Origin of the sequence: Cesiribacter sp. SM1, assembly GCF_020178975.1 — a bacterium.
Classification (GTDB): domain Bacteria; phylum Bacteroidota; class Bacteroidia; order Cytophagales; family Cyclobacteriaceae; genus Cesiribacter.
On the sequence record NZ_JAHXBU010000043.1, the window covers coordinates 111423 to 134591 of the forward strand.

The following is a 23169-nucleotide window of genomic DNA, read 5'->3' on the forward strand; positions in this document are numbered from 1 at the left end:
GGACGGCGTTTGCTGCCCCTGCCTTTCTTTTTTTAGAAAAAGAAGCCGGCATTAAGCAGGTAGTAGGGCCCTTCTTCAGAAAAAGCCACATTACCACTTAGCACAAAGAATTGATAGAAGTTCAGAAATAGCCCGGGACCATAGCCACGGTGCCATTTATCTGAGTCCTCGCCTTCTGCCCATACCCTGCCATGATCTATAAAACCATAGAGCCCCCAGCTGCCCGTCAGGGCATAACTTCTGATATCTGATATAGGCACCCTGATTTCCGTATTCTGGTACAGCGATGATCTGCCTGCAAAACGGTTATTCCTAAAACCCCTTAGGTTAGTGCGGTTTCCGATGGTGGCAGACTGGAAGAAAAGAAAATCGCCCCAGTTACGCTGCCCGCCAAAGCGGAGCGCAATGGTAGGCTTAAAGAGCCCCCTGGCATTAGGCGTTATGTATAGGGAGAAATCAGACTGCAGCCTGAGCAGGCTTACATGGTCTTCCTGCAGGCTGCTGGTATAATCGAGGCTGTTAAAGAACCTGAAGCCGCGTGTAGGTATCCTGGCATTGTCTGCAGCATCTACGTTCAGGAATGCCCTGCCTCCCAGCAGTTGCACTTCTGTATCGAACAAATCACTGTTTCGGAAAAACAGCGAGTCAGCAACTGTATTAGGGTTCTCCTCCAGCCTAAGCCAGCGGTAGCGTGAACCAACCCCCAGGCGTACATGCTTGCCCCACCGCCTGTTATACAAAGCTTCTGCATTAAAGCTATTGAAACGCAGGCGGTAATAGTCGATGTGGTACTGGTAGGGGGTTTCGTTGCCCTGCCCGAAGTAGTTCATTACATACTGCGGCCCCTGGTAATCGAGGTTGAGCAACAGATCATTAAAGCGGCCAAACAAGTCGTAAAAAGCTCCTTTGTACCTGAAGTTGTAGGCTCCTGTAGCAAAAGCATAATTGACCAGAAGCGTCTGGTCAGAGGCAGCAGGCGACTTTCTAAAACCGTAGGTACGCAGATTTACACCTCCGCCCACGAACAGTCCATCATCGGGATTATAGGCCAGCGAAACCCGGGGCCCCAGGTAAGGGTAGAAAAATTCGTTCTGGTTCCATTCATTAACATACTCCTTTTCGGAGAGGTGCAGGTTGGTTTCGTTGCTGCTTTCTATCTTGTTCTCCTCCGCTGCGTTGTCGTAGTAAATAATAGTATTACCGCCTTCTACCGCTGATTCATCTCTGTATTCATCATCCTCCTCTCCACCAATAACCCTAAGCTTAATGGCGCTCTCTGCCCTACCGCTGATCCTGAACTTGTCTATCCCATCGAAACCCCACAGGCGGATTTCCCTGGTTTCAGAAGGCAGGAACGTACGATCGTAAATGCGCTGGTTTACTTCTCCATCCTTCTGCATTTTATAGACCTGAACACGGGTATTGCCATTGGCCAAACGCTCCACAAGAAACAACTCATGTTTATCGGAGCCATATACATCTACATAAGTGGCCAGGGCTTCGTAGTACTCTTCTGCTGCAGCTGGCAGCTGGTCTCTTCTGCTCTTTAGCTTCCCTATAATTTCCGGTCCGCTAATTTCAAAGATCTTCGGAGGCAGCCTGCGGATGGCTTTTTCTATTATTTCATCTGTAAGGCTGGTTTTAATGTGCTGCGCCTGCTCTACCCACTGCTCCCGGCTAAGCCCGGTAAGCAAGCGCCTGTCGAGCGAAAGCGCGTTTAAATTCAGGCCCCTCACATCATCGAACTCATAATCGAAATGGCTGAATTTGCGCAAACCCCATTTTCTGGAGGCCAGCCAGGGCAGCAGCCCATCGAACTTTACAAACACCTGGTCTCTGTCGCGCGGAATGGGCACGTAGCGCTTTCCTTTGTCTTCTTTTTCATACTCTGCCCAGCGCCACTGGTCCTGGTGACGGTCCCAGTCACCTATGAGCATATCGAATAAGCGGGCCATGGCAAAAGCTTCGGAGTCTACTTCGTCATCATTATCATCCAGAAGATCGCCTAGTACATTTCGGGTGCTCACTGCATCTTCTGTATAGCCAAAATCCTTAAATGCAGAAAGGTCTTCATCGGCCCGTATTTCCAGCATTCCCAGCATACCGCCAAAGTCGCTAATGTACTGCCCCAGCAGCGGTGTGGCGGGAACATAGTAGACCTCGGGGTTTGTATGCAGTAATCCAATAGCATCTGCCATGGGCGGAATGGTAAGAAAACCGTAGGGGTGGGCCGAAGAGATCTGGTCCTGCACCACATCTGCAGCAAAGGTAGTGCGGAGGCCTTCGGGCAATACTGCTGCGGGCATTTTATCGATGGAACGCAGCTGGTACTGTAGGCTGTCGGGATTGATCATCCTGAGGCTAAGGGTTTGTTTGCCCCCTCCTTTTTTAACAGGTGTAAGCCCTCCCTTGGCTGTTTTCATATCCAGGTAAGGCACCTGTATGGGCGTAGTCCACTCCTGCCGGTAGTGGTCTCCCCACAGAAAGCGGCCCAGTTTACCTACCTGGGCATATTCGGGGTTGGCGGCTAGTACTTTTGTACTATCTGTATAATCCACAGTTTCGGCCCTTTGCATCTCCTTATTGTTCATTGGCTTCAGGGCATACAGGGGCATCCGGAAAGTCATGCGCCCGCTGGCGCCCTCTTCTTCCGGCACCCAGAATTCTGCCCAAACCTCTCCGTTTTTGTAATAATTGAGCCGGGCAAAGCCCTCATGCTTGTGCACGAACAAGGCATCACGGCCTCCTACAGCAAAAGTCTCTTTGCAGCCTGCACCACTAATGATGTGCATTACATCATTAATGTTCTGCAGCTGCAGGTTATGGTCGTGGCCGGCAGCAATTACCACATTGCTTCTTCCGCTGGTAATACTGGCAAGGGCATTTCGCAGCTGCTGGTATTTAGGGTTGGCAATATCCTGCCGGGAAGCACCATACATACGTACAAGCGGGTATATCGAACCAATGAGCGGCAAAGGGATGTAGAGGTTGGGGTATTTTAGCCTGAGCGGGAATATATGGTCGCCAAGAGAGTAATGGCCGCCATGGTTTCCGTTGCTTTGCAGTGGGTGGTGTAATGCCAGCACCACATGTTTATCGTTGTAGCGGTTCAGCATATCATCGAGCTGCACGATAAAATCCAGCTCCGACTCTACATAACAGGCACCTTCCGGCCCCTGCGGACGCCGATGTTGTGTAAGCCACCACTCTGAGTCTATCAGTATCAGCACCACTTTATCGCCAATGGGCAGGGCCACCGGTCCGGGACAGCCGTTATAAGGCAAAAAGGCCCGGGGGTTTTGCAGCTGTTCCCGCACATACTCTCCCTGCCGGATCACGGCTGCCAGTCCTCCTTCAGAACTGAAATTCCAGTCGTGGTTGCCGGGAATAAAAACAGGAGTTCCTTTCCAGTCCCTGATGATCCTCATCTGCTCCTGGAGAATCTTTTCCTCCTCCTCCCGTTCCGGATCACCCAGGGGAGACAGGCCATCGAGGTAAATATTATCACCCAGGAACAGGAGTGCCTTCAGGGAATCGGGCAGCTGGGAAATGCCGCCATCCTGCTCCGAATAGAACTTGCCACGCAACTGCTGCTCCAGCAGGCGTAAGCTTGGTTCCTGGCTGCCATCGGTGCTGGGATCGCCCACATCACCAATCAAGTAAACAGAATGCATTAACTCACTGGCAGACGGAGCGGCTATATCGCGCCAGTTCTTCTGCTCTTTGGCAACATAGGGTTTAACGGCGCCACATGCTGCTACTCCTGCTGCCAGAAGCAGTGCTGCAGAGAAGTGTAGCAGGCTACCTGATCTTATTATCATACTTGAATAACATAATGGTTGGATCGCCCCCCTGCCCTTCGTTTCCGATAAGCATATCGCCATTAGGCAAAAAAGTGATCGATTCCGGCTGTAAGAACAGACTTACGGGCAGCTCCTGAATATGTTTCACCACGCCGTTGCTGCCAATTACAGCCATTAGCTTACTGGCCGAAGACAGGATGTACAGGTCACGGGTATCGGGATGTACGGCAATACCGGAAGGAGCCAGTATGCCAGACTCACCCTGGGCATCCAGCAGCTTTCTCACCCCCAGTGAAATCTTGTCCAGGCCACTGTCGGTCAGCTTATCCTCCAGTGCCTTTTGATGAATCTGCAGGTAGGGTTCTGCTGCCAGCGCCTGTGTATTAAGGTTGAAAGACCATATGTTGCGCACACCATAGGAACCCTGCTTACAGGCAATAAGTAAGCCGCTCATATCAGGCAACAAGGCCAGTCCTTCAGCATCGCAGTCATCAAGGCTGCTTTCCAGGCTTTGTACTTGCGGTTTTTCATCGGTATTGAAATTGGTAAGTTTGTACAGCCCGCCCCCACTCTCCAGTATGTAGAGAACAGCGTCGGTACCGGCAACACCCTCATAATCTCCGTCTTCACCCCAGTGTATTTCCTTCACCAGCCTGCCCTGCGATACATCAAACATAAAAACAATACCATTTTCGTCTTGTATGCAGGCAACCATTGAATTACTTATGTATTCCATGCCAGACAGCTCCTTCAGTTTATCGGGCAGGATGAACGTAGTGTCTGCTTTCGATAAAGTGTAGGGAAATTCAAGCTCAAGCGTATCGGGATTAACCGTTGTTATAGTCTGACCGTTGTCTGTGGGCGCATCATCAGCTGCCGGTTTTTCATTGCAACCTAAACAGAGGAGAACAGGTAAAAGAAGGAATATGATTTTCATTATTCAGAAACATTTATGGCAGATAATCTGGAAGGATAAATTGTTCCGGCCATAAAACGGACCATCTATAAAACATAGGGCCCAAGCAGATTGTTTGTATAAAATACCAATGATAAACCTCTTTGCACGTTCATATGATGGATCAACAGACGGAGCATCAGACCAGCAAAATAGTTGATAAAGTCAGATCATATATTGCTGATTTGTTTACCTCAGAGCTCTCTAACAAACATGTATACCATAATTTAAATCATACACGCCAAACGGCAGAGGCCTGTGCCGAAGCTGCAGAGGCTTATAGCCTTGAGCCTGCGCAAAGAGAGCTGCTTCAGCTGGCTGCCTGGTTTCATGATGCGGGTTACATACGCACCTACGAAGGCCATGAAGACTACAGCATAAAGTATGCGCAGGAGTACTTGCGCAAAGAAGGATATCCTGACAGTAAAATAGCGGAAGTGGTGAGGCTCATTGATTCCACCAGGGCAGGTCATGAGCCTAAAGACCTGCTGGAAGAAATTATTCACGATGCCGACCGTATCAGCATTGGTAAAAAGAGCTTTTTCAGAAAGGCAGAGCTGCTTAGGATAGAGTGGGAGGTATTTCTGGAAAAGCATTATAAAAAGGAGGAGTGGCATAAACTGCAGCAGCAGTACATTTTGTCTACAAACTTCTACACTGATTACTTCCGCAGGGAGTATGGCGAGCGCAGGGAGAAGAACATCAACAAGCAGCGCGGAGAGGTAAAAAAGGTTAAGAAGAAAAAAGCAAAGGATGATGACCCAAAGCGTGGTATAGAAACCATGTACCGTGCTACCTACCGTACACACATAGAATTAAGTGCCATTGCAGACAGCAAGGCCAATATGATGATCAGCATCAACACCATCATCATGTCTGTTATCATAACAGTTGTAGGTGGTGGTTTTACACTGACAGAAAATGCATTTATTGAAAACCTGCGGTATACGGTGCCTATCTGTATTCTGCTGCTGGGTTCGCTGGCCTCTGTGATCTATGCTGTAATTTCTGCCAGGCCAAATATCACCGAGAAAAAGGTGGATATGGAGAAAATCAAAAACAAGCAGAGCAGCTCCCTTTTCTTTGGCAACTTTACCCAAATGAAGCTTAAGGAGTTTATTGAAAACATGCAGGTACTGGGTAGTTCCAAATCGCTGCTGTACGACAGCATGAGCATCGATATATATTACCTGGGCCTGGTGCTCACCCAAAAATACAGGCTGCTTCGCATCTCCTACAATATCTTTATGGCATCACTGGTTTTATCGGTAGTTGCCTTTGTTGGCATATTCTTCTACACACAACTTAACATGAGGTAATAAAGTGGGTGAGTGAATGTTTCCACAATCACTCACGCTAGACTGACCTGCTAAACAGTGGTTTAAGGCTGGCATAGCGGTAGTTGACGATACCGATATGTTCGTATTCATCCTGCCCGTGCATCAGCTCGCCAAAGGCAAAAACCTTATCCAGCTCAGCTTCTTCAAAGCGGCTGGTATACTGCTCGGTCATGAGCAGGTATTCATCTGCAGAAACGCTGTTTTTAAGCAGGCGGTGCGCAATGATCACATCTTCGCCAATCAGGCGAAGATTACCCCTGATTTTGGTGATGGCTATTTTGCCGTAATGGGCTACTATTTTAATACCCAGCCGCTCCGGCAGCGACATGGCCTCATCGGGCAGGCTGTCACTTAGCGCTTCCAGCTTGCTGGTGAAGGCAGAAAATATCTTTTTAGACTGGGATACCATTTCGTAGGGAGAGGGTGGCTCTCCAATGCGGTAAAACAGGATAGCATCTCCCTGTATCTCCACCAGCTTCAGACCAAGTTCGTTCTGCTCAATGATAGTATCCAGCAGGGCCGGAATAACCTTTTTTGCAATACGTATGTCTGTTTTGCTGATGTAGGAAGTAAAACCATTTATATCTGGTATGTAGATAAGAGCGGGGGCACTATCAAGGCTATTTGCCATAAAAATTTTGCTTAAGCAAGGCAGATTAATTAGCTACTTAACTCCTGCTAAATTCGGTTATTGTAAACGGCAATACAAATAACAATGTTATCTGCTGCGCCTGCTGTTCTACAACTGTATTTACAATTTTTTACAAAACCGCCACATTTCCATTTCATTTTACGTAATAATACAAAAGTGGCATAGTTTATGCCCTATATATTAACAGGATTATCTAAATAAAATATTTTCCATTTCCGGCAAAACATTTGCATTTGAGCATACCGGAGCTAGAGAAATAAATATATATTTGCCGAAGTTTTTCATTATGCGCAAAGTAGCCGTCATCGATTTAGGAACTAATACATTCCATTTATTGATTGCCCGTATCCGCGGACAAAAGACAGAGCTATTGCATCGTGAAAAAGTAGCGGTAAAGATTGGTGAGGGTGGTATTAACGCCCGCATCATTATTGATGAAGCGCAGGCACGTGCCATATCGGCCCTAAAGCACTTCAGCAAAATAATTGAGGAGCATGGGATCAGGGAGGTATATGCAACTGCCACCAGTGCCATCCGCAATGCCAGCAACAGCAAAATAATCACCAATAAGATCTTCGAGGAAACCGGCATACAGGTAAAGGTTATTTCAGGCGAAGAGGAGGCAGAACTGATTTATTTTGGTGTGCGCCGGGCTATGGAACTGGGTGATGAAAAGAGCCTGATCATGGACATTGGCGGCGGCAGTGTTGAATTTATCATAGCGGATGCTCAAAAAGCGTATTACCGCCAGAGTTTTGAAATAGGTGCCCAGCGACTGCTGGACCTCTTTCATCACCACGACCCCATGCTGCCTGCAGAGGTTGAGAACCTGGAAAAATACCTGCATGAAAAGCTGGGACCACTAGGCAAAGCAGTTAAGCGCTTTCGTCCCACTACCCTGGTAGGCTCCAGCGGATCTTTCGATACCCTTAGCGAGATATACTCCCTTGAGAATGGCATTGAGCGTGACCTGGTGGCTACAGAATTTCCGCTTACGCTGGAGGCATGTGCTGCCATACACCAGGAGCTGCTGGTAAAAGACAAGGCCGAAAGACTGCTGATCCCTGGTATGATTCCCCTCCGTGTGGATATGATCGTGGTTGCCTCCTGTCTCATCCAGTATGTGGTTAAGCAGTTTAAGCTTCAGAATATACGCGTATCGGCCTATGCACTTAAAGAAGGTGTGCTGGGCCAGGTAATAACCCAGCCCCTTACCAACATCAGAAAATCCGCTCCCAGCAGCACAAGCCGCAACTTTTTAGGACAGAGCCTCTCCTAATTCTTCCAAAAACAGTAACTTGCGCCCGTTTTCAAGGCCCTTTAAGGCATTCTGGCAGCAGGCGTATGGCAACTACAACAACAACTTTCTCTTATCAGCACCTCCTTCAGTTTACTGAAGATATTTTCAGGGCAATGAACTGCTCTGCAGAAGAGGCATCTCTGGCCGCCAAAGTACTGGTGAGCGCAGATTTACGTGGGGTAGACTCTCATGGCGTTGCCCGCCTTTCGGGATATGTAAGGCTGTGGGAAGCCAAACGCATCAATGCCCGACCCAATATTAAGGTGGTGCATGAAACACCTGGCACAGCTGTACTCGATGCGGATGGTTCGCTGGGCCTGGTAAGTGGTCCTGCAGCCATAGATCTTGCCATACAAAAGGCTAAAACTGTTGGTACCGGCTGGGTGGCTGTACGCAATTCCAACCACTTTGGCATCGCCGGTTACCATGCCATGCAGGCCCTGCCCCACGATATGATTGGCTTTGCCATGACCAATGCCAGCCCGCTGGTGGCACCTACCTTTGCCGCAGAACGCATGCTGGGTACTAACCCCATTGCAGTGGCTGTACCTGCAGGCGAAGAGCCCCCTTTTGTAGCAGACTTTGCTACCACCACAGCAGCAAACGGGAAGCTTGAGATACTGCAGCGCAAGCAGCTGCCTACACCAACCGGCTGGGTGCAGGATGCCAGCGGCCAGAGCAGCACCAACCCTAATGAGTTAAAAAGCGGTGGTGCTTTACTGCCACTGGGCAGCGATATTGAAAGGGGCAGCCATAAGGGCTACTGCCTGGGTAGCATTGTAGATATCTTGAGTGGAGTGCTTTCAGGCGCAAATTACGGCCCCTGGGTACCACCCTTTGTGGCTTTTCTGCCACTGGCCCCTAACCTGGTAGGCGATGGCATTGGCCACTTTTTTGGCGCCATGCGTGTAGATGCCTTCAGACCAGCCGAAGAGTTTAAGGCTAGCATGGATAACTGGATACGTCGCTTCCGCTCAACTAAAACTGTTGAGGGCCGGGAAAAGGTGCTGATCCCCGGTGATCCTGAAAGAGAAATGGAAGCCAGGAGAATTACAGAAGGTGTGCCCCTGCTAACACCTGTGGTAGAAGATCTGCAGCAACTGGCCCAGAAATTAGGTGTTGCACAACTACAGCCAATGGAGGCTTAGAAGGACAGGCTAAAAAATGAGCCCTGCGCGGTACACCAGTGGTGAGTTGTAGGGATAGCCCGGGCTGTTCGTATAGTTCAGGTCATAAAGTATGCTGATAAAGAACCCGCCACCCCTGCTCCCCTGCTGAAAATAGCCGGCACCCAACATGGGCCTGTCTACCCATTGCCGGTTGGTTTCTCTCCCGGGAACAGCAAATCCATAACTGATCTGCTCATACTCTGCCGTGGCATAAAACTGCTGCACAACAAAGTAACGGGCAAAAAGGCTTGCACCGTAATTATGAATATTCAACTGATAGCCACGGTCACGCACGTACTGGTAGATACCTATTACACCTGCATGTACTTTAGGCGTTATTCTATATCCTACTGAAGGCATCAGCTCAATAACAGTGGCAAAGCTGGAAAACTGCAGCCCCCCTCCTGCCCCGAAAAACACTTTTTCACGCCAGGCTGGCGCCTCCTCTGGCTCCGGCTGTTCAGCAACCGAATCTACTTCAGTCTTATATTCTTCAGGATCTGCACCTTCGGCCCAGGAGCCTTCCTCACCCTGCTGCGACCAGGCTAGCAGGGAGAAACATAAAAAGAGCAGGGTCAGCAGGGTTCTTTTACTATTCATTTCCTTCTTCGATAACGTAAACATCTTCCTTAGGCTTACGCATGAGGTATTTCTCACGTGCAAACTTTTCCAGCAGTTCCGGATCGCTAAGAAGCTCTTCCCTGTCATGCTTTACTTCTTCTATCTTTTGCTGGTAATATTCCTTTTCGTTTTGCAGCCGCACCAGCTTTACTTTTGTTTTTAGCTGGTTGGGTATATTATTCGCATCAAGAAACAGCATCCAGATCAGGTATCCGATAACTGTTAACACATATATGTTGCGTAAATAAGGAGGTACTTTACTTAATAATGACATAGCCTGGCGAAAGTAGCGCAGGCTAAAGATACACAAAAAAGAAAAACGGGCCTGTTCAGGAGCCCGTTTTTCAATATCAATAGCGACAGATTTAATCGCTTCGCTTACAGATCAATTGCTTTATCAGCAAATTAGAACTTGCGGCCAGGGAAGTAGGCAACATCACCCAGTTCTTCTTCAATGCGAAGCAGCTGGTTGTATTTTGCCATACGGTCAGAACGGCTGGCAGAACCAGTCTTGATCTGTCCGGTGTTCAGGGCTACTGCAAGGTCTGCAATGGTGTTATCTTCAGTTTCACCGCTGCGGTGGCTCATGATGCTCTTGTAACCGGCACGGTGTGCCATGTTAACAGCGGCAATAGTTTCGCTAAGAGAGCCAATCTGGTTTACTTTTATCAGGATTGAATTAGCAATACGCTGATCGATACCCTGCTGCAGGCGCTTTACGTTTGTAACGAAAAGGTCATCACCTACCAGCTGAATTTTGTTGCCTACCAGGTTGGTCAGGCGGCTCCAGCCATTCCAGTCATCTTCAGACATACCATCTTCGATAGAAAGGATAGGGTATTTATTTACCCAGTTTGCCCAGTAATCAGCCATCTCATCGCTGCTCAGCTGGCGTCCGTCTGACTTGTGGAAAGTATAAAGACCAGTTTTAGCATCGTAAAATTCGGTAACGGCAGCATCCATAGCGATGAAAACATCTTCACCAGCACGGAAACCTGCTTTTTCAATGGCACGCAGTACCATTTCGATTGCCTCTTCGTTTGAGCGGATGTTTGGCGCAAAACCACCCTCATCACCAACATTGGTAGAAAGGCCCGCATCTTTCAGTACCTTTTTCAGGTTATGGAAGATCTCGGTACCCATACGAAGTGATTCAGAGAAAGTATCGGCACCTACAGGCATTACCATGAACTCCTGGAAGTCGATCGCATTATCTGCGTGGCTGCCACCATTCAGGATGTTCATCATAGGTACTGGCAGGGTATTAGCGCTAACACCACCTACGTAACGGTAAAGCGACTGACCTGCCTCCTGTGCAGCTGCCTTTGCAACAGCAAGGGACACCCCCAGTATAGCATTGGCACCCAGCTTACCTTTGTTTTCAGAGCCATCCAGTTCGATCATTGTCTGGTCAATCAGGTTCTGATCAAAAATAGACATACCTACCAGCTCTTCGCTGATTGTATCATTTACGTTCGCTACGGCTTTGGTTACACCTTTGCCCATATAACGACCCTTCTCTTCGTCGCGGAGCTCTACTGCTTCGTGTGCACCTGTAGAAGCGCCAGATGGAACTGCAGCGCGGCCTAAAACGCCATTAGAGGTGATCACATCAACTTCAACAGTTGGGTTTCCGCGTGAGTCGAGAATCTGGCGGGCATGAATGTGAGAAATAATGCTCATAGTGATAGGTTGTTTAATCGTTTAGTAACTCTATAAAATGATCGAAGAGGTATCGGGAATCATGTGGTCCGGGAGAAGATTCGGGGTGATACTGTACCGAGAAGGCAGGCTTATCTTTCATTTCGAAGCCTTCTACTGTACCATCGTTAAGGTTAACGTGGGTTACCTTAAGTTTTCCCTTTTCAATGATGTCTTCTGATTTAACTGCAAAACCGTGGTTTTGTGAGGTAATTTCGCTGCGGCCTGTAACAAGGTTTTTAACCGGCTGGTTAGCACCCCTGTGTCCGTGGTGCATTTTGTAGGTATTGGCACCCACTGCCAGCCCCAGCACCTGGTGGCCCAGGCATATCCCGAAAAGTGGTTTATTGCTCTCCAGCATGTTTTTTACAGTTTCAACTGCATAAGGCATGGCACCGGGATCACCTGGTCCGTTGGAGATGAAATAACCATCCGGCTGCCACTGTGCAATCTCCTCGTAAGGTGTAGTTGCTGGAAAAACTTTCAGTTTACAACCACGCTCTGTGAGATTGGACATAATGCTTTTCTTGATACCAAGATCAAGTACGGCAATACGTTTGGCCGCATCTTCGGGTCCAAGCTCATAGGTTTCTTTAGTGCTTACCTGGCTAGCCAGCTCAAGGCCATCCATATCAGGTACTTTATCCAGCTCTGCTTTGAGCTGTTCAAGATCCAGAATTTCAGAGGAAATGATGCAGTTCATGGCACCCTTTGTACGGATGTGGCGCACCAGCTGGCGTGTATCCACATCTGCTATGCCTACGATACCATGTTTTTCCAGGTACTCCTGCAGCCTGTCAGAAGCAGTTTTGCGGCTGGCAAGGGTAGAAAAAGTATGTACTACCAGACCACTGATGGTTGGTTTGGCAGACTCCTGTTCAAGATCAACCACACCATAATTTCCGATGTGTGCTGTTGTGTTTACAACTACCTGACCATAATAAGAAGGGTCTGTATATACTTCCTGATAGCCAGTCATACTGGTATTGAAGCAGATTTCTCCACCACTTGTTCCTGTTTTGCCGATGGAAGAACCGTGGAAAACGGATCCATCTTTCAAAATAAGTACAGCGGGCTTTTTAGTGTAGTATTTCATGCTCTCTGAAGTTCTCGCCAAATTTACATTCAAAACTTTTAACAACATTACGCGGGGCAATAAAAAAGGGATTAAGCCGAAGCCTAATCCCTTATATGTACAGATGCAGTCAGCACCGATATGGATGCTGCTAGCATCATGCTTCAGTATTGGTGGTATCTTCACCAGAATTATCGGCAGCAGCTTTGGTTTCTGCAGTGTTACCTTCTGCAGCGCCTTTACCACGACCTCTGCGGCGGGTACGCTTGGTAGCTTTACCAGCTGGTGCAGTGCCTTTCAGCAACAGCTCGTTGAAATCAACAAGCTCCATCAGGCAGGTTTCTGCATTATCACCCAGGCGATAGCCTGTACGGATGATGCGGGTGTAACCTCCCGGACGTGCTGCTACTTTCTCTGCTACAGAGCCAAACAGTTCCTGAGTGGCTTCTTTGCTTTGCAGATAGGAGAAAGCAATCCTTCTGGAATGAGTTGTATTATCTTTAGCCTTAGTGATAAGCGGCTCCACATATTTACGAAGTGCTTTAGCTTTAGCAACCGTAGTGGTGATGCGCTTATGCAGGATCAGAGAAGCTGCCATGTTAGATAGCATCGCACCGCGATGTGAGGCAGTTCTTCCTAGATGATTTATTTTCTTACCGTGTCTCATGATACCTTCTTAGTCCTCATCAAGTTTGTACTTGGATATATCCATGCCGAATACCAGACCTTTTTCTTGTACAAGCTGTTCTAATTCGGCCAGCGACTTCTTACCGAAGTTGCGGAATTTCATCATATCAGAGATCTCAAGCATTACAAGATCTCCTAGTGTGCGAACGTCTGCTGCTTTCAGGCAGTTATAGGCACGTACTGAAAGATCAAGATCGTTCAGTGGTGTCTTCAACATTTTGCGCATATGCAGCATTTCCTCGTCTACTGCCTCCGGCTCTCCCTGTGCTCCTGATTCAAGAACCATGTTCTGATCGGAGAACAGCATAAAGTGCTGAATTAAGATATTAGCAGCGCCTTGGAGTGCTTTCTCAGGGTGAACAGAGCCATCAGTTTCAATATCCAGTACCAGTTGTTCGTAGTCAGTTTTCTGCTCTACGCGAGTATTCTCGATTCGATACTGTACGTTTTTGATCGGAGTAAAGATGGCATCAGTGGCTATGTAGCCAAAAGCCTGCTCTGAAGGTTTGTTTTCGTCAGCCGGAACATAGCCACGGCCTTTTTCAACATACACTTCAATTTCCAGATCTACAGATTCGTCGGAGTTAAAGATAACCAGCTCAGGGTTTAGTACCTGAAAGCCTTTCTGTGCATTCACCAACTGACCTGCTTTCAGCTGCTTCTGGTTTTTCACGTGTACTGTAAACTGGTTGTCTACAATATCCGCTACTTTTTTGAAGCGAACCTGTTTCAGGTTAAGAATGATGTCGCTCACATCTTCCACTACTCCCTCTATAGAGGAAAACTCATGCAGTACGCCAGGAATCTTTATACCAACAATAGCATACCCTTCCAGCGATGACAGTAGAATCCTGCGCAGCGCATTTCCGATTGTCACACCGTAGCCTGGTTCCAGTGGTTTGAAGGTAAACAGACCGCGAAAGTCGTCTGCCTTTTCCATGGCAACCTTTTCGGGCATCTGAAATGCTAGTATAGACATAAAGAAAAGGAATTAAGATTAAAAATTACTTAGAATAAAGCTCTACAATCAGCTGCTCGCGGATATTCTCTGGAACATCTTCACGGGCAGGTAGGGCTACAAATTTACCTGTCATGTCAGAAGCATTCCATTCCAGCCAGTTGAAGCGAGCCGCACCGCGACCAGCAAGACTGTTTGTGATTGCTTCCAGTGACTTAGATTTTTCACGTACGCTAACCTGGTCACCAGGGCGCAGTGTATAACTTGCGATGTTAACAACTTCACCATTCACAAGAATATGCTTGTGAAGCACTAGCTGACGAGCAGCACGGCGTGATGGAGCAATGCCCAGACGATAAACCGTGTTGTCGAGGCGTGCCTCTAGCAGGCGAAGCAGGTTATCACCTGTGATACCTGGCATACGGCTTGCCTTTTCGAAAGTGTTGGCAAACTGACGCTCTAATATACCATAGATATATTTAGCCTTTTGCTTCTCCATTAACTGGACAGCATATTCAGATTGCTTTTTACGACGACCACGGCCATGCATTCCCGGAGGGTAGTTCTTCTTCTGCAGGGTTTTATCTGCACCGAAGATAGGTTCTCCGAAACGACGGGCAATTTTAGTTTGGGGTCCTGTATATCTAGCCATTTTAAGATCTCTTCTGGTTCAGGAATTAAACTCTTCTGCGTTTAGGAGGACGACATCCATTGTGAGGCAGAGGTGTAACATCTTTAATAGTAGTTACATCAATACCAGCATTCTGGATTGTACGGATCGCGGACTCACGTCCTGCACCGGGTCCTTTTACATAAACCTCAACCTTACGCAGGCCAAGATCATAAGCAGCCTGAGCGGCATTAGTAGCAGCAACCTGCGCAGCATAAGGAGTGTTCTTTTTAGAACCCTTGAATCCCATTTTACCGGCAGATGCCCAAGAAATTACTTCTCCATTGTTGTTAGTCATGCTAACAATAATGTTGTTGAAAGAGGCTTTGATGTGCGCCTGACCGATTGCTTCTACAACAACGACGCGTTTTTTAGCCTTGTCTTTACGTTTTTGAGCCATGTCCTAAACCTTATTTAGTAGCTTTTTTCTTGTTAGCCACAGTCTTACGTTTACCTTTACGTGTACGAGCGTTGTTCTTTGTCTTCTGACCACGAACTGGCAGGCCTTTACGGTGGCGAAGGCCACGGTAAGAACCGATGTCCATCAGACGTTTGATGTTTAACTGAATCTCTGATTTCAGTACACCTTCTGTCTTAAACTCGTTAGTAATAATAGCACGAATAGCACCAGACTCATCTTCGGTCCAGTCACGTACTTTTTTATCCAGATCTACATTGGCTCTTTCCAATATGCTCTTGGCAGAGCTACGGCCGATGCCAAAGATGTAGGTCAGGCTGATCTCGCCTCTCTTATTATCCGGAATATCTACTCCTGCAATACGGGCCATACTTATCCTTGTCTTTGTTTAAACCTAGGGTTCTTTTTGTTAATCACGTAAATCTTGCCTTTTCTGCGTATGATCTTGCAGTCGGCACTACGTTTCTTTACAGAAGCTTTAACTTTCATCGCTGCTTATTTATATCGGTAAACGATTCTTCCTTTCGTTAAATCATATGGCGACATTTCTAATTTCACTTTGTCTCCTGGAAGGATTTTGATGTAATTCATGCGCATCTTTCCGGAAATATGTGCAATTACCTGGTGCCCATTCTCTAATTCCACGCGGAACATGGCATTAGACAGTGCTTCGACAATTGTACCATCCTGCGTTATTGAGGATTGTTTGGCCATACTTATTTAGCGAGTACTTCTTCTATGTATTTATGAGTTGTCAATATCTCAGCTTTGCCTTCCAGCACAACAACTGTATGTTCAAAATGAGCAGAAGGCATTCGATCAGCTGTACGAATTGTCCAACCATCACTTTCCTGAACTACATTTCTCTTACCAAGGTTGATCATTGGCTCAATTGCCAGCACCATTCCTTTTTTGAGTAACTGCCCCTTTCCACGTTTGCCGTAGTTAGGTACTTCAGGTTCTTCATGCAGGTGTTTCCCAACACCATGTCCTACAAGCTCCCTTACAACGCTATATCCTTTAGCTTCAACAAAAGATTGGATAGCGAATCCGATATCACCTGTACGTTTACCTGCTACTGCCTGCTCTATACCAAGGTAAAGCGAGGCCAGCGTATCCTTCAGTAGTTCAGCAACCTTCGTTTCAATTGTTCCTACACCATATGTGTAAGCACTGTCACTGTGAAACCCCTTATAGTAAACTCCACAGTCTATTGAAACAACATCTCCTTCTTTTAGTTCATATTTTCCCGGAATTCCGTGAACAACCTGTTCATTTGGTGAAATGCACAGGGCGTGTTTGAATCCGTTGTATCCCTTGAAAGAAGGCGAAGCGCCATGATCCTGTATAAATGTTGTTGCAAGTTTATCTAAAGCTTCGGTTGTTACACCTGGCTTTACATGAGCTGCTACAAGACCATGAGCTTGTCCTAATATTTCTGCACCCTCTTTGATGAGGGCTATTTCTTCTTCTGATTTAAGCCAGATCATTAAGCAACTGCCACATTTTCGGATCTACCACGAATTTTTCCTGATTTCATCATTCCTTCGTAGTGACGCATGAGCAAATAACTATTGATCTGATTCAGGGTATCAAGAATAACTCCAACCATAATCAGCAGAGAAGTACCTCCATAGAACTGTGCAAACTGCTGGCTTACCCCTGCCAATACTGCCAGTGCCGGCATGATGGCTACCAGTGCTAAGAAAATAGCGCCAGGAAGAGTGATTCTGGTTAATACACTGTCTATAAAGTTGCTGGTATCAGCACCTGGCTTAATGCCTGGCACGAAACCACCATTTCTTTTCAGGTCATCTGCAATCTGGTTGGGATTAACAGTGATGGCTGTATAGAAAAATGTAAAGACAATGATCAGCAGTGCAAACACCAGGTTATACTGCCAGGATGTGTACGAGTTAAATGTCTGGCCAATTGAGTTTGCAAGATCACTTGTATCTGCCCAGATACTGGCAATAAGGCCAGGTAGGAACATCAGTGATTGTGCAAATATGATTGGCATTACACCAGCTGCGTTTACTTTAAGAGGGATATACTGGCGTTGACCACCATATACTTTTCCTCCAATTACCTGTTTTGCGTATTGTATAGGTATTTGTCTTGTTGCCTGGGTCAGCATTACTACTGCCATAACCACAAAGAAGAGTGCAATCAGTTCAAGTATGAAGAACAGCAATTCACTACCACCACGGCTTAATCCTTCAGCCCAAAGTGATCCCGGAAGAAGAGATATGATACCAATCATGATCAGCATGGAAATACCATTGCCTATACCACGATCTGTTATCTTTTCACCAAGCCACATTACGAACATAGTACCGGCTGTTAACACGATCATGTTTGTAATGGTCCACCAGAACGTTGAATCCATTGTGATAGCTTCTGAAGGAATGGTTGTTGATAAATAACCATATCCTTGTGCCAGTGTAATCAGAATGGTTAGCACACGGGTTATCTGGTTTATTTTCTTTCTGCCAGACTCCCCCTCCTTCTGTAATTTTGTGAAATATGGAACTGCAACCGTTAATAACTGCACCACAATAGATGCAGAGATGTAAGGCATGATTCCAAGTGCAAATACAGAAGCTCTGCTAAATGCTCCACCCAGGAAGGTATTCAGCAGATCGAATATACCACCCATGCCTCCTGCTTCATTAAGCGCAGCAGGATTAACGGCTGGTAAAACGATGTGGCTTCCCAGGCGGAAAATAACCAAAAACCCAAGTGTATTCAGAATACGGGTTCTTAGGTCTTCAATAGCAAATATGTTCCGTATGGTGGTGAAGAATTTTTTCATCCTCTTAGATCTTCTTAGAGTTTAGTCACTTTGCCCCCAGCCTTTTCAATCGCTTCCTGTGCAGAAACGGAAAGACCATGAGCTTCTACTTCCAACGCCTTCGTGAGTTCACCTTGTCCTAAGATCTTCACTTTATCGTTTTTACCAGCTAAACCATGTTGCTGAAGATCAGCTACAGTGATTTTATCAAGCTTGAAATCCTCAGCAAGCTGCTGCAGGGTATTCAGGTTGATTGGTTTGTATACGATTTTATTGTTGTTCTTAAAACCGAACTTCGGAACACGGCGCTGAAGCGGCATCTGACCACCCTCAAAACCATTCTTTTTGCTATAACCAGAGCGAGACTGGGCACCTTTGTGACCACGGGTAGAAGTACCACCCATGCCAGAACCGGTACCACGGCCAATTCGCTTCTCAGATTTTACTGAGCCCTCAGCAGGCTTTAATGTATGCAGTTTCATCTTATGCTTCTTTATAGCTTACGAGGTGTTGTACTTTATTTAGCATACCCAGAATCTGAGGAGTACCTTCGTGCTCTACAGTCTGATGCAGTTTTTTCAAGCCCAATGCTTGCAGCGTTGCCTTTTGTCTGGCCGGACGCTTGATGGAGCTTTTAACCTGGGTAATGATCAGTTTTGCCATGACATTAACCGTTAAATACTTTAGACATTGGAATTCCTCTTTGCATGGATACTGAATGAGCATCACGCATTTTAGTAAGTGCATCAAAAGTTGCCTTCACCACGTTGTGCGGGTTAGAAGATCCTTTTGATTTAGCCAGTACGTTATGTACACCGGCACTTTCAAAAACGGCACGCATAGCACCACCTGCAATTACACCGGTACCAGCTGCTGCTGGCTTCACTAGTACAAAACCACCGCTGTATTTACCTTCCTGTGAGTGAGGTACTGTACCATTGATGATTGGTACACGGATCAGGTTTTTCTTAGCGTCTTCGATACCTTTCACAATAGCATCGGTTACTTCGTTAGCTTTACCCAGACCGTAACCTACTACGCCCTGACCATCACCAACTACTACGATCGCTGCAAAGCTGAAACGACGTCCGCCTTTCACAACTTTGGCAACCCTGTTTATAGCGACAACCTTCTCTTTAAGATCGATTTCGCTGGCTTTTACTGATTTTACTGTTGCTTGAGCCATGATGCTATTAGAAATTTAAACCACCTTCACGGGCGCCGTCAGCCAGCGCTTTAACCTGTCCGTGGTATTTATATCCGTTACGGTCAAATACTACTGCTGAAACACCTGCTTCTTTAGCTTTTTCAGCAAGTGTAGTACCTACTGTTTTAGCTGTAGAGATAGTTGCATTGGTTGTTTCAAGATCTTTGCTTGATGCAGAGGCAATAGTATGACCTTTTAAATCATCTATCAGTTGAGCGTATATGCTGCGGTTGCTCTTGAATACTGAAAGTCTGGGACGCTCTGCAGTGCCGCTGATTTTTTTACGGATGCTCTTCTTAATGCGGTCCCTGCTGTTTAAACGAATGTTCTTACTCATTTACTTATTTTTTAGAAGCAGACTTACCAGCTTTTCTTCTTACAAATTCACCAACAAAGCGGATACCTTTGCCTTTGTAAGGCTCAACTTTACGTATCGACTTTATTTTAGCAGCAATCTGACCGATCAGTTGCTTGTCGATTCCTTCAAGGGTAACCAGTGGGTTTTTACCTTTTGGGGTTTCGGCACTAACTTTTATCTCATCGGGCACTGCTAAAAAGATGCTGTGTGAATAACCAACGTTCAGTTCAAGAACATTACCTTGTACAGCCGCTTTATAACCTACACCTACTAATTCCAGCTCTTTTTTGTATCCCTGGCTTACACCAACAACCATGTTGTTGATGAGGGCACGATAGAGACCGTGAAGAGCTTTATGACGCTTCTGTTCAGTAGGACGCTCTACTAAAAGAGTGCCATCCTGCTGAGAAAGCGTGAAATCAGAATCTATTTGTTGAGCCAGCGCTCCTTTAGGACCCTTTACAGTCACTAAGTTCCTGTCAACTTTGATGTCAACACCGCTGGGTATACTTATGGGTTTTTTACCAACTCTAGACATAGCGATCTTAGTAAACGTAACATAAAACTTCGCCGCCAATATTCTGCTGGCGAGCTTCTTTATCTGTCATTACCCCATGTGATGTAGACACAATGGCCACACCCATACCGTTCAGAACACGGGGAAGAGCATCTGCTTTTGCGTATTTACGCAAACCAGGTTTACTAATTCTTTCCAGCTTTACGATCGCTGAGTTTTTAGTAACCGGATTATACTTAAGGGCAATCTTAATGATACCGCCTACCTGGGCTTCATCATCAAACTTGTAACTCTGGATATACCCTTTATCGTATAATACCTTAGTTATCTCTTTTTTGATGTTAGAAGCAGGAATCTCAACCACTCTATGGTTGGCCTTAATGGCATTTCTCAGCCTGGTCAGGTAATCTGCTATAGGATCCATTTAAATAATATAAGTTATCTTACATGCCGTAATGGCCTGCAAAAGTAGCACTTTTTTTCTTAATATAAAATCTTTCTACCAGTAATTACCAGCTGGCTTTTGTAACACCTGGGATTTTACCCTCAGAAGCCATTTCACGGAAAGTAACACGTGAAATACCAAATTTGCGCATATAACCTCTTGGACGGCCGGTTAACTTGCAACGGTTGTGCAAACGTACAGGAGAAGCATTCTTAGGCAGTTTGTCCAGTGCTTCATAATCACCTGCAGCCTTAAGGGCTGCACGTTTCTCTGCATATTTGGCTACTGTTGCAGCTCTTTTGCGCTCTCTGGCTTTGATTGATTCTTTTGCCATTGATTAAGCGTTTTTATTTGTAAATGGAAGACCAAATTCTTTCAGAAGGGTATAGCATTCTTCGTCAGTTTCTGCCGTAGTCACAAAAGTAATGTTCATACCAGTGATACGGTTTACTTTGTCGATGCTGATCTCCGGGAAGATGATCTGTTCTGTTACACCTAAGGTATAGTTACCACGGCCATCAAAACCTTTGCTGCTGATGCCTTTGAAGTCACGTACACGAGGTAGTGCGATTGTCATCAGACGGTCAAGGAATTCATACATTCTCTCTCCGCGTAAGGTAACTTTAGCGCCAATTGGCATCCCTTCACGAAGTTTGAAGTTAGAGATAGAGTTTTTAGCCTTGGTAGGAACAGCTTTTTGTCCTGTAATTGTGCTAAGCTCGTCGATGCTTACATCAACAAGCTTTTTATCGGCTACTGCTGCACCAACACCACGGTTGATGCTTATCTTTACGATTTTTGGCACCTGCATGATCGACTTATAGCCGAACTTCTCTTGCATCGCAGGAACGACCTCGTTAAGATACTTGTTTTTTAACCTTGTCTTAGCCATTGGTTATAAATTGTCCGTTTTTCTTTGAATAGCGTTGCAGCTTCCCCTGGTCGTTTACCTTGCGGCCTATGCGGCTGGCTTCTCCGGAAGCTGGGTCTACCACCATCAGATTGCTGATGTGAATTGGGGCTTCACTTTGTGTGATGCCACCTTCTGGGTTCTGAGCATTTGGCTTCTGGTGCTTGTGCTTCATATTCACACCTTCCACAATTGCCTTCTGCTCGTCACGCAACACCTCCTGCACTTTGCCGGTTTTACCACGATCAGCGCCTGTCAGCACTTTCACGGTATCGCCTTTGCGAATGTGTAGCTTTGTAGTTTTTGATGTAGTTGCTTTCATACCCATTACAATACTTCTGGAGCCAAAGAAACGATTTTCATGAATTGCTTCTCACGCAATTCTCTTGCTACTGGTCCGAAGATACGAGTGCCTCTTGGCTCATCCTGGTTGTTCAGGAGCACTGCGGCATTTTCTTCGAAGCGAATATAAGAACCGTCTTTGCGACGAATTTCTTTTTTAGTGCGAACAACAACTGCCTTGCTAACAGTTCCTTTCTTGATGTTAGAAGCTGGAATTGCTGCTTTAACAGTTACTACAATTTTATCGCCTACAGAAGCATATCTTTTACCGGTACCACCAAGCACACGGATACACATTACTTCTTTTGCACCGCTGTTATCGGCTACTGCGAGTCTTGATTCTTGCTGTATCATGATTACTTGGCTCTCTCTATGATTTCAACTAATCGCCAGCGTTTTTCTTTGCTCAGCGGGCGTGTTTCCATGATCAGAACTGTGTCACCTATGTTACACTCGTTCTTCTCGTCGTGGGCTTTAAATTTGGTAGTTTTGCCGATGAATTTACCATAGATCTCGTGCTTCACTTTACGTGACACTTCTACAGTGATGGTCTTCTCCATCTTATTGCTCACCACCTTGCCTACCCGTTCTTTACGTAGATTGCGAGGCTCCATTTTATTTATTAGTTTCTTTAGCCCTTAATTCAGTTTCCAATTTGGCTATCAGCCTCCGGGAGTGCCGGATTTTTGTTGGGTTCTCGATTGGAGAAATTTCATGAGCAAACTTCAGCTTTGTAAGGCTCTCCCTTTCTGCTGCAATGCGCTCTTTCAGTTCTTCATTCGACAGTGAACGTATTTCTTCGTTTTTCATGGCCGTGGCTTATCCTGCAAAGTCGTTACGTACAATAAATTTCGTTTTGATAGGAAGCTTCTGTGCAGCCAGACGAAGTGATTCCTGAGCCAGTTCAGTGGTAACACCGGTTGACTCGAAAAGGATCGTTCCTGGTTTGATTACGGCTACCCAATACTCCGGAGCACCTTTACCTTTACCCATCCTTACTTCGGCTGGTTTCTTGGTGATAGGCTTATCAGGGAATATTCTGATCCATACGCGACCTTCACGTTTCATGGCACGGGTCATGGCAATACGAGCTGCCTCTATTTGGCGAGAAGTAATCCAGCCTGCTTCCAGCGATTTAATGCCAAAGTTGCCAAATGCCAACGTATGGCCGCGCTGTGCGATGCCTTTAACTCTACCCTTTTGTTGCTTTCTAAATTTTGTTCTCTTGGGCTGTAACATGTTCGTAC

General features: G+C 46.3%; 32 protein-coding genes. 3 read left to right on the forward strand and 29 right to left on the reverse strand.

The annotated features are described in order from the left end of the window. Positions 1-32: 32 nt before the first annotated feature. On the reverse strand, positions 33-3821 hold the full coding sequence (locus tag KWJ01_RS07695; RefSeq protein ID WP_224995853.1) for a metallophosphoesterase: 3789 nt from the start codon (positions 3819-3821) through the stop codon (positions 33-35). Next, a complete protein-coding gene (locus KWJ01_RS07700; RefSeq protein ID WP_224995854.1) occupies positions 3802-4740 on the reverse strand; it encodes a hypothetical protein in 939 nt (312 codons plus the stop codon). The genes KWJ01_RS07695 and KWJ01_RS07700 overlap by 20 nt, the downstream gene beginning before the upstream one ends. Before the next feature lie 134 nt (positions 4741-4874). Between KWJ01_RS07700 and KWJ01_RS07705 the strand changes: the two genes are divergently transcribed. Continuing rightward, a complete protein-coding gene (locus KWJ01_RS07705) occupies positions 4875-6077 on the forward strand; it encodes a Pycsar system effector family protein (RefSeq protein ID WP_224995855.1) in 1203 nt (400 codons plus the stop codon). A gap of 37 nt (positions 6078-6114) precedes the next feature. Here KWJ01_RS07705 and KWJ01_RS07710 read toward each other — a convergent pair whose 3' ends face one another. Further along, complete coding sequence (locus KWJ01_RS07710; protein WP_224995856.1) at positions 6115-6729, reverse strand: DUF2652 domain-containing protein; 615 nt, start codon at positions 6727-6729, stop codon at positions 6115-6117. Between the two features lie 307 nt (positions 6730-7036). On the opposite strand from KWJ01_RS07710, the gene KWJ01_RS07715 reads away from it, so the two are divergent. Together KWJ01_RS07715 and KWJ01_RS07720 are read left to right on the forward strand one after the other, a co-directional pair. Next, positions 7037-8029, forward strand: a complete 993-nt coding sequence (locus KWJ01_RS07715) for an exopolyphosphatase (RefSeq protein ID WP_224995857.1) — start codon at positions 7037-7039, stop codon at positions 8027-8029. Positions 8030-8094: 65 nt separating this feature from the next. Next, positions 8095-9198 carry an Ldh family oxidoreductase gene (locus tag KWJ01_RS07720; RefSeq protein ID WP_224995858.1) on the forward strand — a complete coding sequence of 368 codons (1104 nt, stop codon included), beginning with the start codon at positions 8095-8097 and terminating at the stop codon, positions 9196-9198. Between the two features lie 9 nt (positions 9199-9207). Here the strand turns inward: KWJ01_RS07720 and KWJ01_RS07725 are convergent, their stop codons facing one another. From KWJ01_RS07725 to rplP, 26 genes are all read right to left on the reverse strand, one after another. Then, positions 9208-9819 (reverse strand): hypothetical protein, encoded by a 612-nt coding sequence (locus KWJ01_RS07725; RefSeq protein WP_224995859.1) that lies wholly within the window; start codon positions 9817-9819, stop codon positions 9208-9210. Continuing rightward, positions 9812-10114 carry a septum formation initiator family protein gene (locus KWJ01_RS07730; protein ID WP_224995860.1) on the reverse strand — a complete coding sequence of 101 codons (303 nt, stop codon included), beginning with the start codon at positions 10112-10114 and terminating at the stop codon, positions 9812-9814. Before KWJ01_RS07730 ends, KWJ01_RS07725 begins: the two co-directional genes overlap by 8 nt. Positions 10115-10245: 131 nt before the next feature. Then, positions 10246-11523, reverse strand: a complete 1278-nt coding sequence (eno, locus tag KWJ01_RS07735; protein ID WP_224995861.1) for a phosphopyruvate hydratase — start codon at positions 11521-11523, stop codon at positions 10246-10248. 13 nt (positions 11524-11536) lie between these two features. Next, positions 11537-12637, reverse strand: coding sequence for a glutamine-hydrolyzing carbamoyl-phosphate synthase small subunit (gene carA, locus KWJ01_RS07740; protein WP_224995862.1), 1101 nt, complete (start codon positions 12635-12637; stop codon positions 11537-11539). 136 nt (positions 12638-12773) lie between these two features. Beyond that, positions 12774-13283, reverse strand: a complete 510-nt coding sequence (gene rplQ / locus KWJ01_RS07745; RefSeq protein ID WP_224995863.1) for a 50S ribosomal protein L17 — start codon at positions 13281-13283, stop codon at positions 12774-12776. Between the two features lie 9 nt (positions 13284-13292). Beyond that, positions 13293-14282: a DNA-directed RNA polymerase subunit alpha gene (locus KWJ01_RS07750; RefSeq protein ID WP_224995864.1), complete on the reverse strand. Its 990-nt coding sequence runs from the start codon at positions 14280-14282 to the stop codon at positions 13293-13295. Positions 14283-14307: 25 nt separating this feature from the next. After that, positions 14308-14913: a 30S ribosomal protein S4 gene (gene rpsD / locus KWJ01_RS07755; RefSeq protein WP_224995865.1), complete on the reverse strand. Its 606-nt coding sequence runs from the start codon at positions 14911-14913 to the stop codon at positions 14308-14310. Between the two features lie 25 nt (positions 14914-14938). Beyond that, positions 14939-15331, reverse strand: a complete 393-nt coding sequence (gene rpsK, locus KWJ01_RS07760; RefSeq protein WP_224995866.1) for a 30S ribosomal protein S11 — start codon at positions 15329-15331, stop codon at positions 14939-14941. Between the two features lie 10 nt (positions 15332-15341). Then, complete coding sequence (gene rpsM, locus KWJ01_RS07765; protein WP_224995867.1) at positions 15342-15719, reverse strand: 30S ribosomal protein S13; 378 nt, start codon at positions 15717-15719, stop codon at positions 15342-15344. A 2-nt stretch (positions 15720-15721) separates the two neighbouring features. Next, entirely contained in the window at positions 15722-15838 is a 117-nt protein-coding gene (ykgO, locus tag KWJ01_RS07770) for a type B 50S ribosomal protein L36 (protein WP_009194175.1), read from the reverse strand. Positions 15839-15844: 6 nt separating this feature from the next. Next, on the reverse strand, positions 15845-16063 hold the full coding sequence (infA, locus tag KWJ01_RS07775) for a translation initiation factor IF-1 (protein WP_061987261.1): 219 nt from the start codon (positions 16061-16063) through the stop codon (positions 15845-15847). 2 nt (positions 16064-16065) lie between these two features. Continuing rightward, complete coding sequence (gene map / locus KWJ01_RS07780) at positions 16066-16839, reverse strand: type I methionyl aminopeptidase (RefSeq protein WP_224995868.1); 774 nt, start codon at positions 16837-16839, stop codon at positions 16066-16068. Further along, entirely contained in the window at positions 16839-18164 is a 1326-nt protein-coding gene (gene secY, locus KWJ01_RS07785) for a preprotein translocase subunit SecY (protein ID WP_224995869.1), read from the reverse strand. Before secY ends, map begins: the two co-directional genes overlap by 1 nt. A 14-nt stretch (positions 18165-18178) precedes the next feature. Then, a complete protein-coding gene (gene rplO, locus KWJ01_RS07790; protein ID WP_224995870.1) occupies positions 18179-18625 on the reverse strand; it encodes a 50S ribosomal protein L15 in 447 nt (148 codons plus the stop codon). A gap of 1 nt (position 18626) precedes the next feature. Next, positions 18627-18806 (reverse strand): 50S ribosomal protein L30, encoded by a 180-nt coding sequence (gene rpmD / locus KWJ01_RS07795; protein WP_224995871.1) that lies wholly within the window; start codon positions 18804-18806, stop codon positions 18627-18629. 4 nt (positions 18807-18810) lie between these two features. Next, positions 18811-19329 (reverse strand): 30S ribosomal protein S5, encoded by a 519-nt coding sequence (gene rpsE, locus KWJ01_RS07800; protein ID WP_224995872.1) that lies wholly within the window; start codon positions 19327-19329, stop codon positions 18811-18813. A gap of 7 nt (positions 19330-19336) precedes the next feature. Continuing rightward, entirely contained in the window at positions 19337-19687 is a 351-nt protein-coding gene (gene rplR / locus KWJ01_RS07805) for a 50S ribosomal protein L18 (RefSeq protein WP_224995873.1), read from the reverse strand. A gap of 4 nt (positions 19688-19691) precedes the next feature. Beyond that, on the reverse strand, positions 19692-20246 hold the full coding sequence (gene rplF, locus KWJ01_RS07810) for a 50S ribosomal protein L6 (protein WP_224995874.1): 555 nt from the start codon (positions 20244-20246) through the stop codon (positions 19692-19694). A gap of 7 nt (positions 20247-20253) precedes the next feature. Further along, positions 20254-20649, reverse strand: coding sequence for a 30S ribosomal protein S8 (rpsH, locus tag KWJ01_RS07815; RefSeq protein ID WP_224995875.1), 396 nt, complete (start codon positions 20647-20649; stop codon positions 20254-20256). A gap of 85 nt (positions 20650-20734) precedes the next feature. Continuing rightward, positions 20735-21004 (reverse strand): 30S ribosomal protein S14, encoded by a 270-nt coding sequence (gene rpsN, locus KWJ01_RS07820; RefSeq protein ID WP_224995876.1) that lies wholly within the window; start codon positions 21002-21004, stop codon positions 20735-20737. A gap of 3 nt (positions 21005-21007) precedes the next feature. Beyond that, a complete protein-coding gene (gene rplE, locus KWJ01_RS07825; RefSeq protein WP_224995877.1) occupies positions 21008-21562 on the reverse strand; it encodes a 50S ribosomal protein L5 in 555 nt (184 codons plus the stop codon). Then, a complete protein-coding gene (gene rplX, locus KWJ01_RS07830) occupies positions 21555-21902 on the reverse strand; it encodes a 50S ribosomal protein L24 (RefSeq protein WP_224995878.1) in 348 nt (115 codons plus the stop codon). Before rplX ends, rplE begins: the two co-directional genes overlap by 8 nt. Positions 21903-21907: 5 nt before the next feature. After that, positions 21908-22276, reverse strand: a complete 369-nt coding sequence (gene rplN / locus KWJ01_RS07835; protein WP_224995879.1) for a 50S ribosomal protein L14 — start codon at positions 22274-22276, stop codon at positions 21908-21910. A 2-nt stretch (positions 22277-22278) separates the two neighbouring features. Then, entirely contained in the window at positions 22279-22536 is a 258-nt protein-coding gene (gene rpsQ, locus KWJ01_RS07840) for a 30S ribosomal protein S17 (protein ID WP_224995880.1), read from the reverse strand. 1 nt (position 22537) lies between these two features. After that, positions 22538-22732, reverse strand: coding sequence for a 50S ribosomal protein L29 (gene rpmC, locus KWJ01_RS07845; RefSeq protein ID WP_224995881.1), 195 nt, complete (start codon positions 22730-22732; stop codon positions 22538-22540). 9 nt (positions 22733-22741) lie between these two features. Then, the gene (gene rplP, locus KWJ01_RS07850; protein ID WP_224995882.1) at positions 22742-23161 is read right to left on the reverse strand and encodes a 50S ribosomal protein L16; all 420 of its coding nucleotides are present in this window, start codon (positions 23159-23161) and stop codon (positions 22742-22744) included. Between the last annotated feature and the right edge of the window lie 8 nt (positions 23162-23169).

Excerpts from the sequence above, each read along its gene's own strand:
- rpsN (WP_224995876.1), bottom strand. The coding sequence starts at position 21,004 with ATGGCAAAAGAATCAATCAAAGCCAGAGAGCGCAAAAGAGCTGCAACA.
- rplR (WP_224995873.1), bottom strand. The coding sequence starts at position 19,687 with ATGAGTAAGAACATTCGTTTAAACAGCAGGGACCGCATTAAGAAGAGC.
- secY (WP_224995869.1), bottom strand. The coding sequence starts at position 18,164 with ATGAAAAAATTCTTCACCACCATACGGAACATATTTGCTATTGAAGAC.
- KWJ01_RS07730 (WP_224995860.1), bottom strand. The coding sequence starts at position 10,114 with ATGTCATTATTAAGTAAAGTACCTCCTTATTTACGCAACATATATGTG.
- map (WP_224995868.1), bottom strand. The coding sequence starts at position 16,839 with ATGATCTGGCTTAAATCAGAAGAAGAAATAGCCCTCATCAAAGAGGGT.
- rplQ (WP_224995863.1), bottom strand. The coding sequence starts at position 13,283 with ATGAGACACGGTAAGAAAATAAATCATCTAGGAAGAACTGCCTCACAT.
- KWJ01_RS07705 (WP_224995855.1), top strand. The coding sequence starts at position 4,875 with ATGATGGATCAACAGACGGAGCATCAGACCAGCAAAATAGTTGATAAA.
- rplP (WP_224995882.1), bottom strand. The coding sequence starts at position 23,161 with ATGTTACAGCCCAAGAGAACAAAATTTAGAAAGCAACAAAAGGGTAGA.
- rplX (WP_224995878.1), bottom strand. The coding sequence starts at position 21,902 with ATGAAAGCAACTACATCAAAAACTACAAAGCTACACATTCGCAAAGGC.
- KWJ01_RS07700 (WP_224995854.1), bottom strand. The coding sequence starts at position 4,740 with ATGAAAATCATATTCCTTCTTTTACCTGTTCTCCTCTGTTTAGGTTGC.
- rpmC (WP_224995881.1), bottom strand. The coding sequence starts at position 22,732 with ATGAAAAACGAAGAAATACGTTCACTGTCGAATGAAGAACTGAAAGAG.
- rplN (WP_224995879.1), bottom strand. The coding sequence starts at position 22,276 with ATGATACAGCAAGAATCAAGACTCGCAGTAGCCGATAACAGCGGTGCA.
- rpsM (WP_224995867.1), bottom strand. The coding sequence starts at position 15,719 with ATGGCCCGTATTGCAGGAGTAGATATTCCGGATAATAAGAGAGGCGAG.
- eno (WP_224995861.1), bottom strand. The coding sequence starts at position 11,523 with ATGAGCATTATTTCTCACATTCATGCCCGCCAGATTCTCGACTCACGC.
- rplF (WP_224995874.1), bottom strand. The coding sequence starts at position 20,246 with ATGTCTAGAGTTGGTAAAAAACCCATAAGTATACCCAGCGGTGTTGAC.
- KWJ01_RS07725 (WP_224995859.1), bottom strand. The coding sequence starts at position 9,819 with ATGAATAGTAAAAGAACCCTGCTGACCCTGCTCTTTTTATGTTTCTCC.
- rplE (WP_224995877.1), bottom strand. The coding sequence starts at position 21,562 with ATGGCTAAGACAAGGTTAAAAAACAAGTATCTTAACGAGGTCGTTCCT.
- KWJ01_RS07750 (WP_224995864.1), bottom strand. The coding sequence starts at position 14,282 with ATGTCTATACTAGCATTTCAGATGCCCGAAAAGGTTGCCATGGAAAAG.
- rpsE (WP_224995872.1), bottom strand. The coding sequence starts at position 19,329 with ATGGCTCAAGCAACAGTAAAATCAGTAAAAGCCAGCGAAATCGATCTT.
- rpmD (WP_224995871.1), bottom strand. The coding sequence starts at position 18,806 with ATGGCAAAACTGATCATTACCCAGGTTAAAAGCTCCATCAAGCGTCCG.
- KWJ01_RS07715 (WP_224995857.1), top strand. The coding sequence starts at position 7,037 with ATGCGCAAAGTAGCCGTCATCGATTTAGGAACTAATACATTCCATTTA.
- KWJ01_RS07695 (WP_224995853.1), bottom strand. The coding sequence starts at position 3,821 with ATGATAATAAGATCAGGTAGCCTGCTACACTTCTCTGCAGCACTGCTT.
- infA (WP_061987261.1), bottom strand. The coding sequence starts at position 16,063 with ATGGCCAAACAATCCTCAATAACGCAGGATGGTACAATTGTCGAAGCA.
- rpsH (WP_224995875.1), bottom strand. The coding sequence starts at position 20,649 with ATGGATCCTATAGCAGATTACCTGACCAGGCTGAGAAATGCCATTAAG.
- rplO (WP_224995870.1), bottom strand. The coding sequence starts at position 18,625 with ATGAAACTGCATACATTAAAGCCTGCTGAGGGCTCAGTAAAATCTGAG.
- KWJ01_RS07720 (WP_224995858.1), top strand. The coding sequence starts at position 8,095 with ATGGCAACTACAACAACAACTTTCTCTTATCAGCACCTCCTTCAGTTT.
- rpsD (WP_224995865.1), bottom strand. The coding sequence starts at position 14,913 with ATGGCTAGATATACAGGACCCCAAACTAAAATTGCCCGTCGTTTCGGA.
- ykgO (WP_009194175.1), bottom strand. The coding sequence starts at position 15,838 with ATGAAAGTTAAAGCTTCTGTAAAGAAACGTAGTGCCGACTGCAAGATC.
- rpsQ (WP_224995880.1), bottom strand. The coding sequence starts at position 22,536 with ATGGAGCCTCGCAATCTACGTAAAGAACGGGTAGGCAAGGTGGTGAGC.
- carA (WP_224995862.1), bottom strand. The coding sequence starts at position 12,637 with ATGAAATACTACACTAAAAAGCCCGCTGTACTTATTTTGAAAGATGGA.
- rpsK (WP_224995866.1), bottom strand. The coding sequence starts at position 15,331 with ATGGCTCAAAAACGTAAAGACAAGGCTAAAAAACGCGTCGTTGTTGTA.
- KWJ01_RS07710 (WP_224995856.1), bottom strand. The coding sequence starts at position 6,729 with ATGGCAAATAGCCTTGATAGTGCCCCCGCTCTTATCTACATACCAGAT.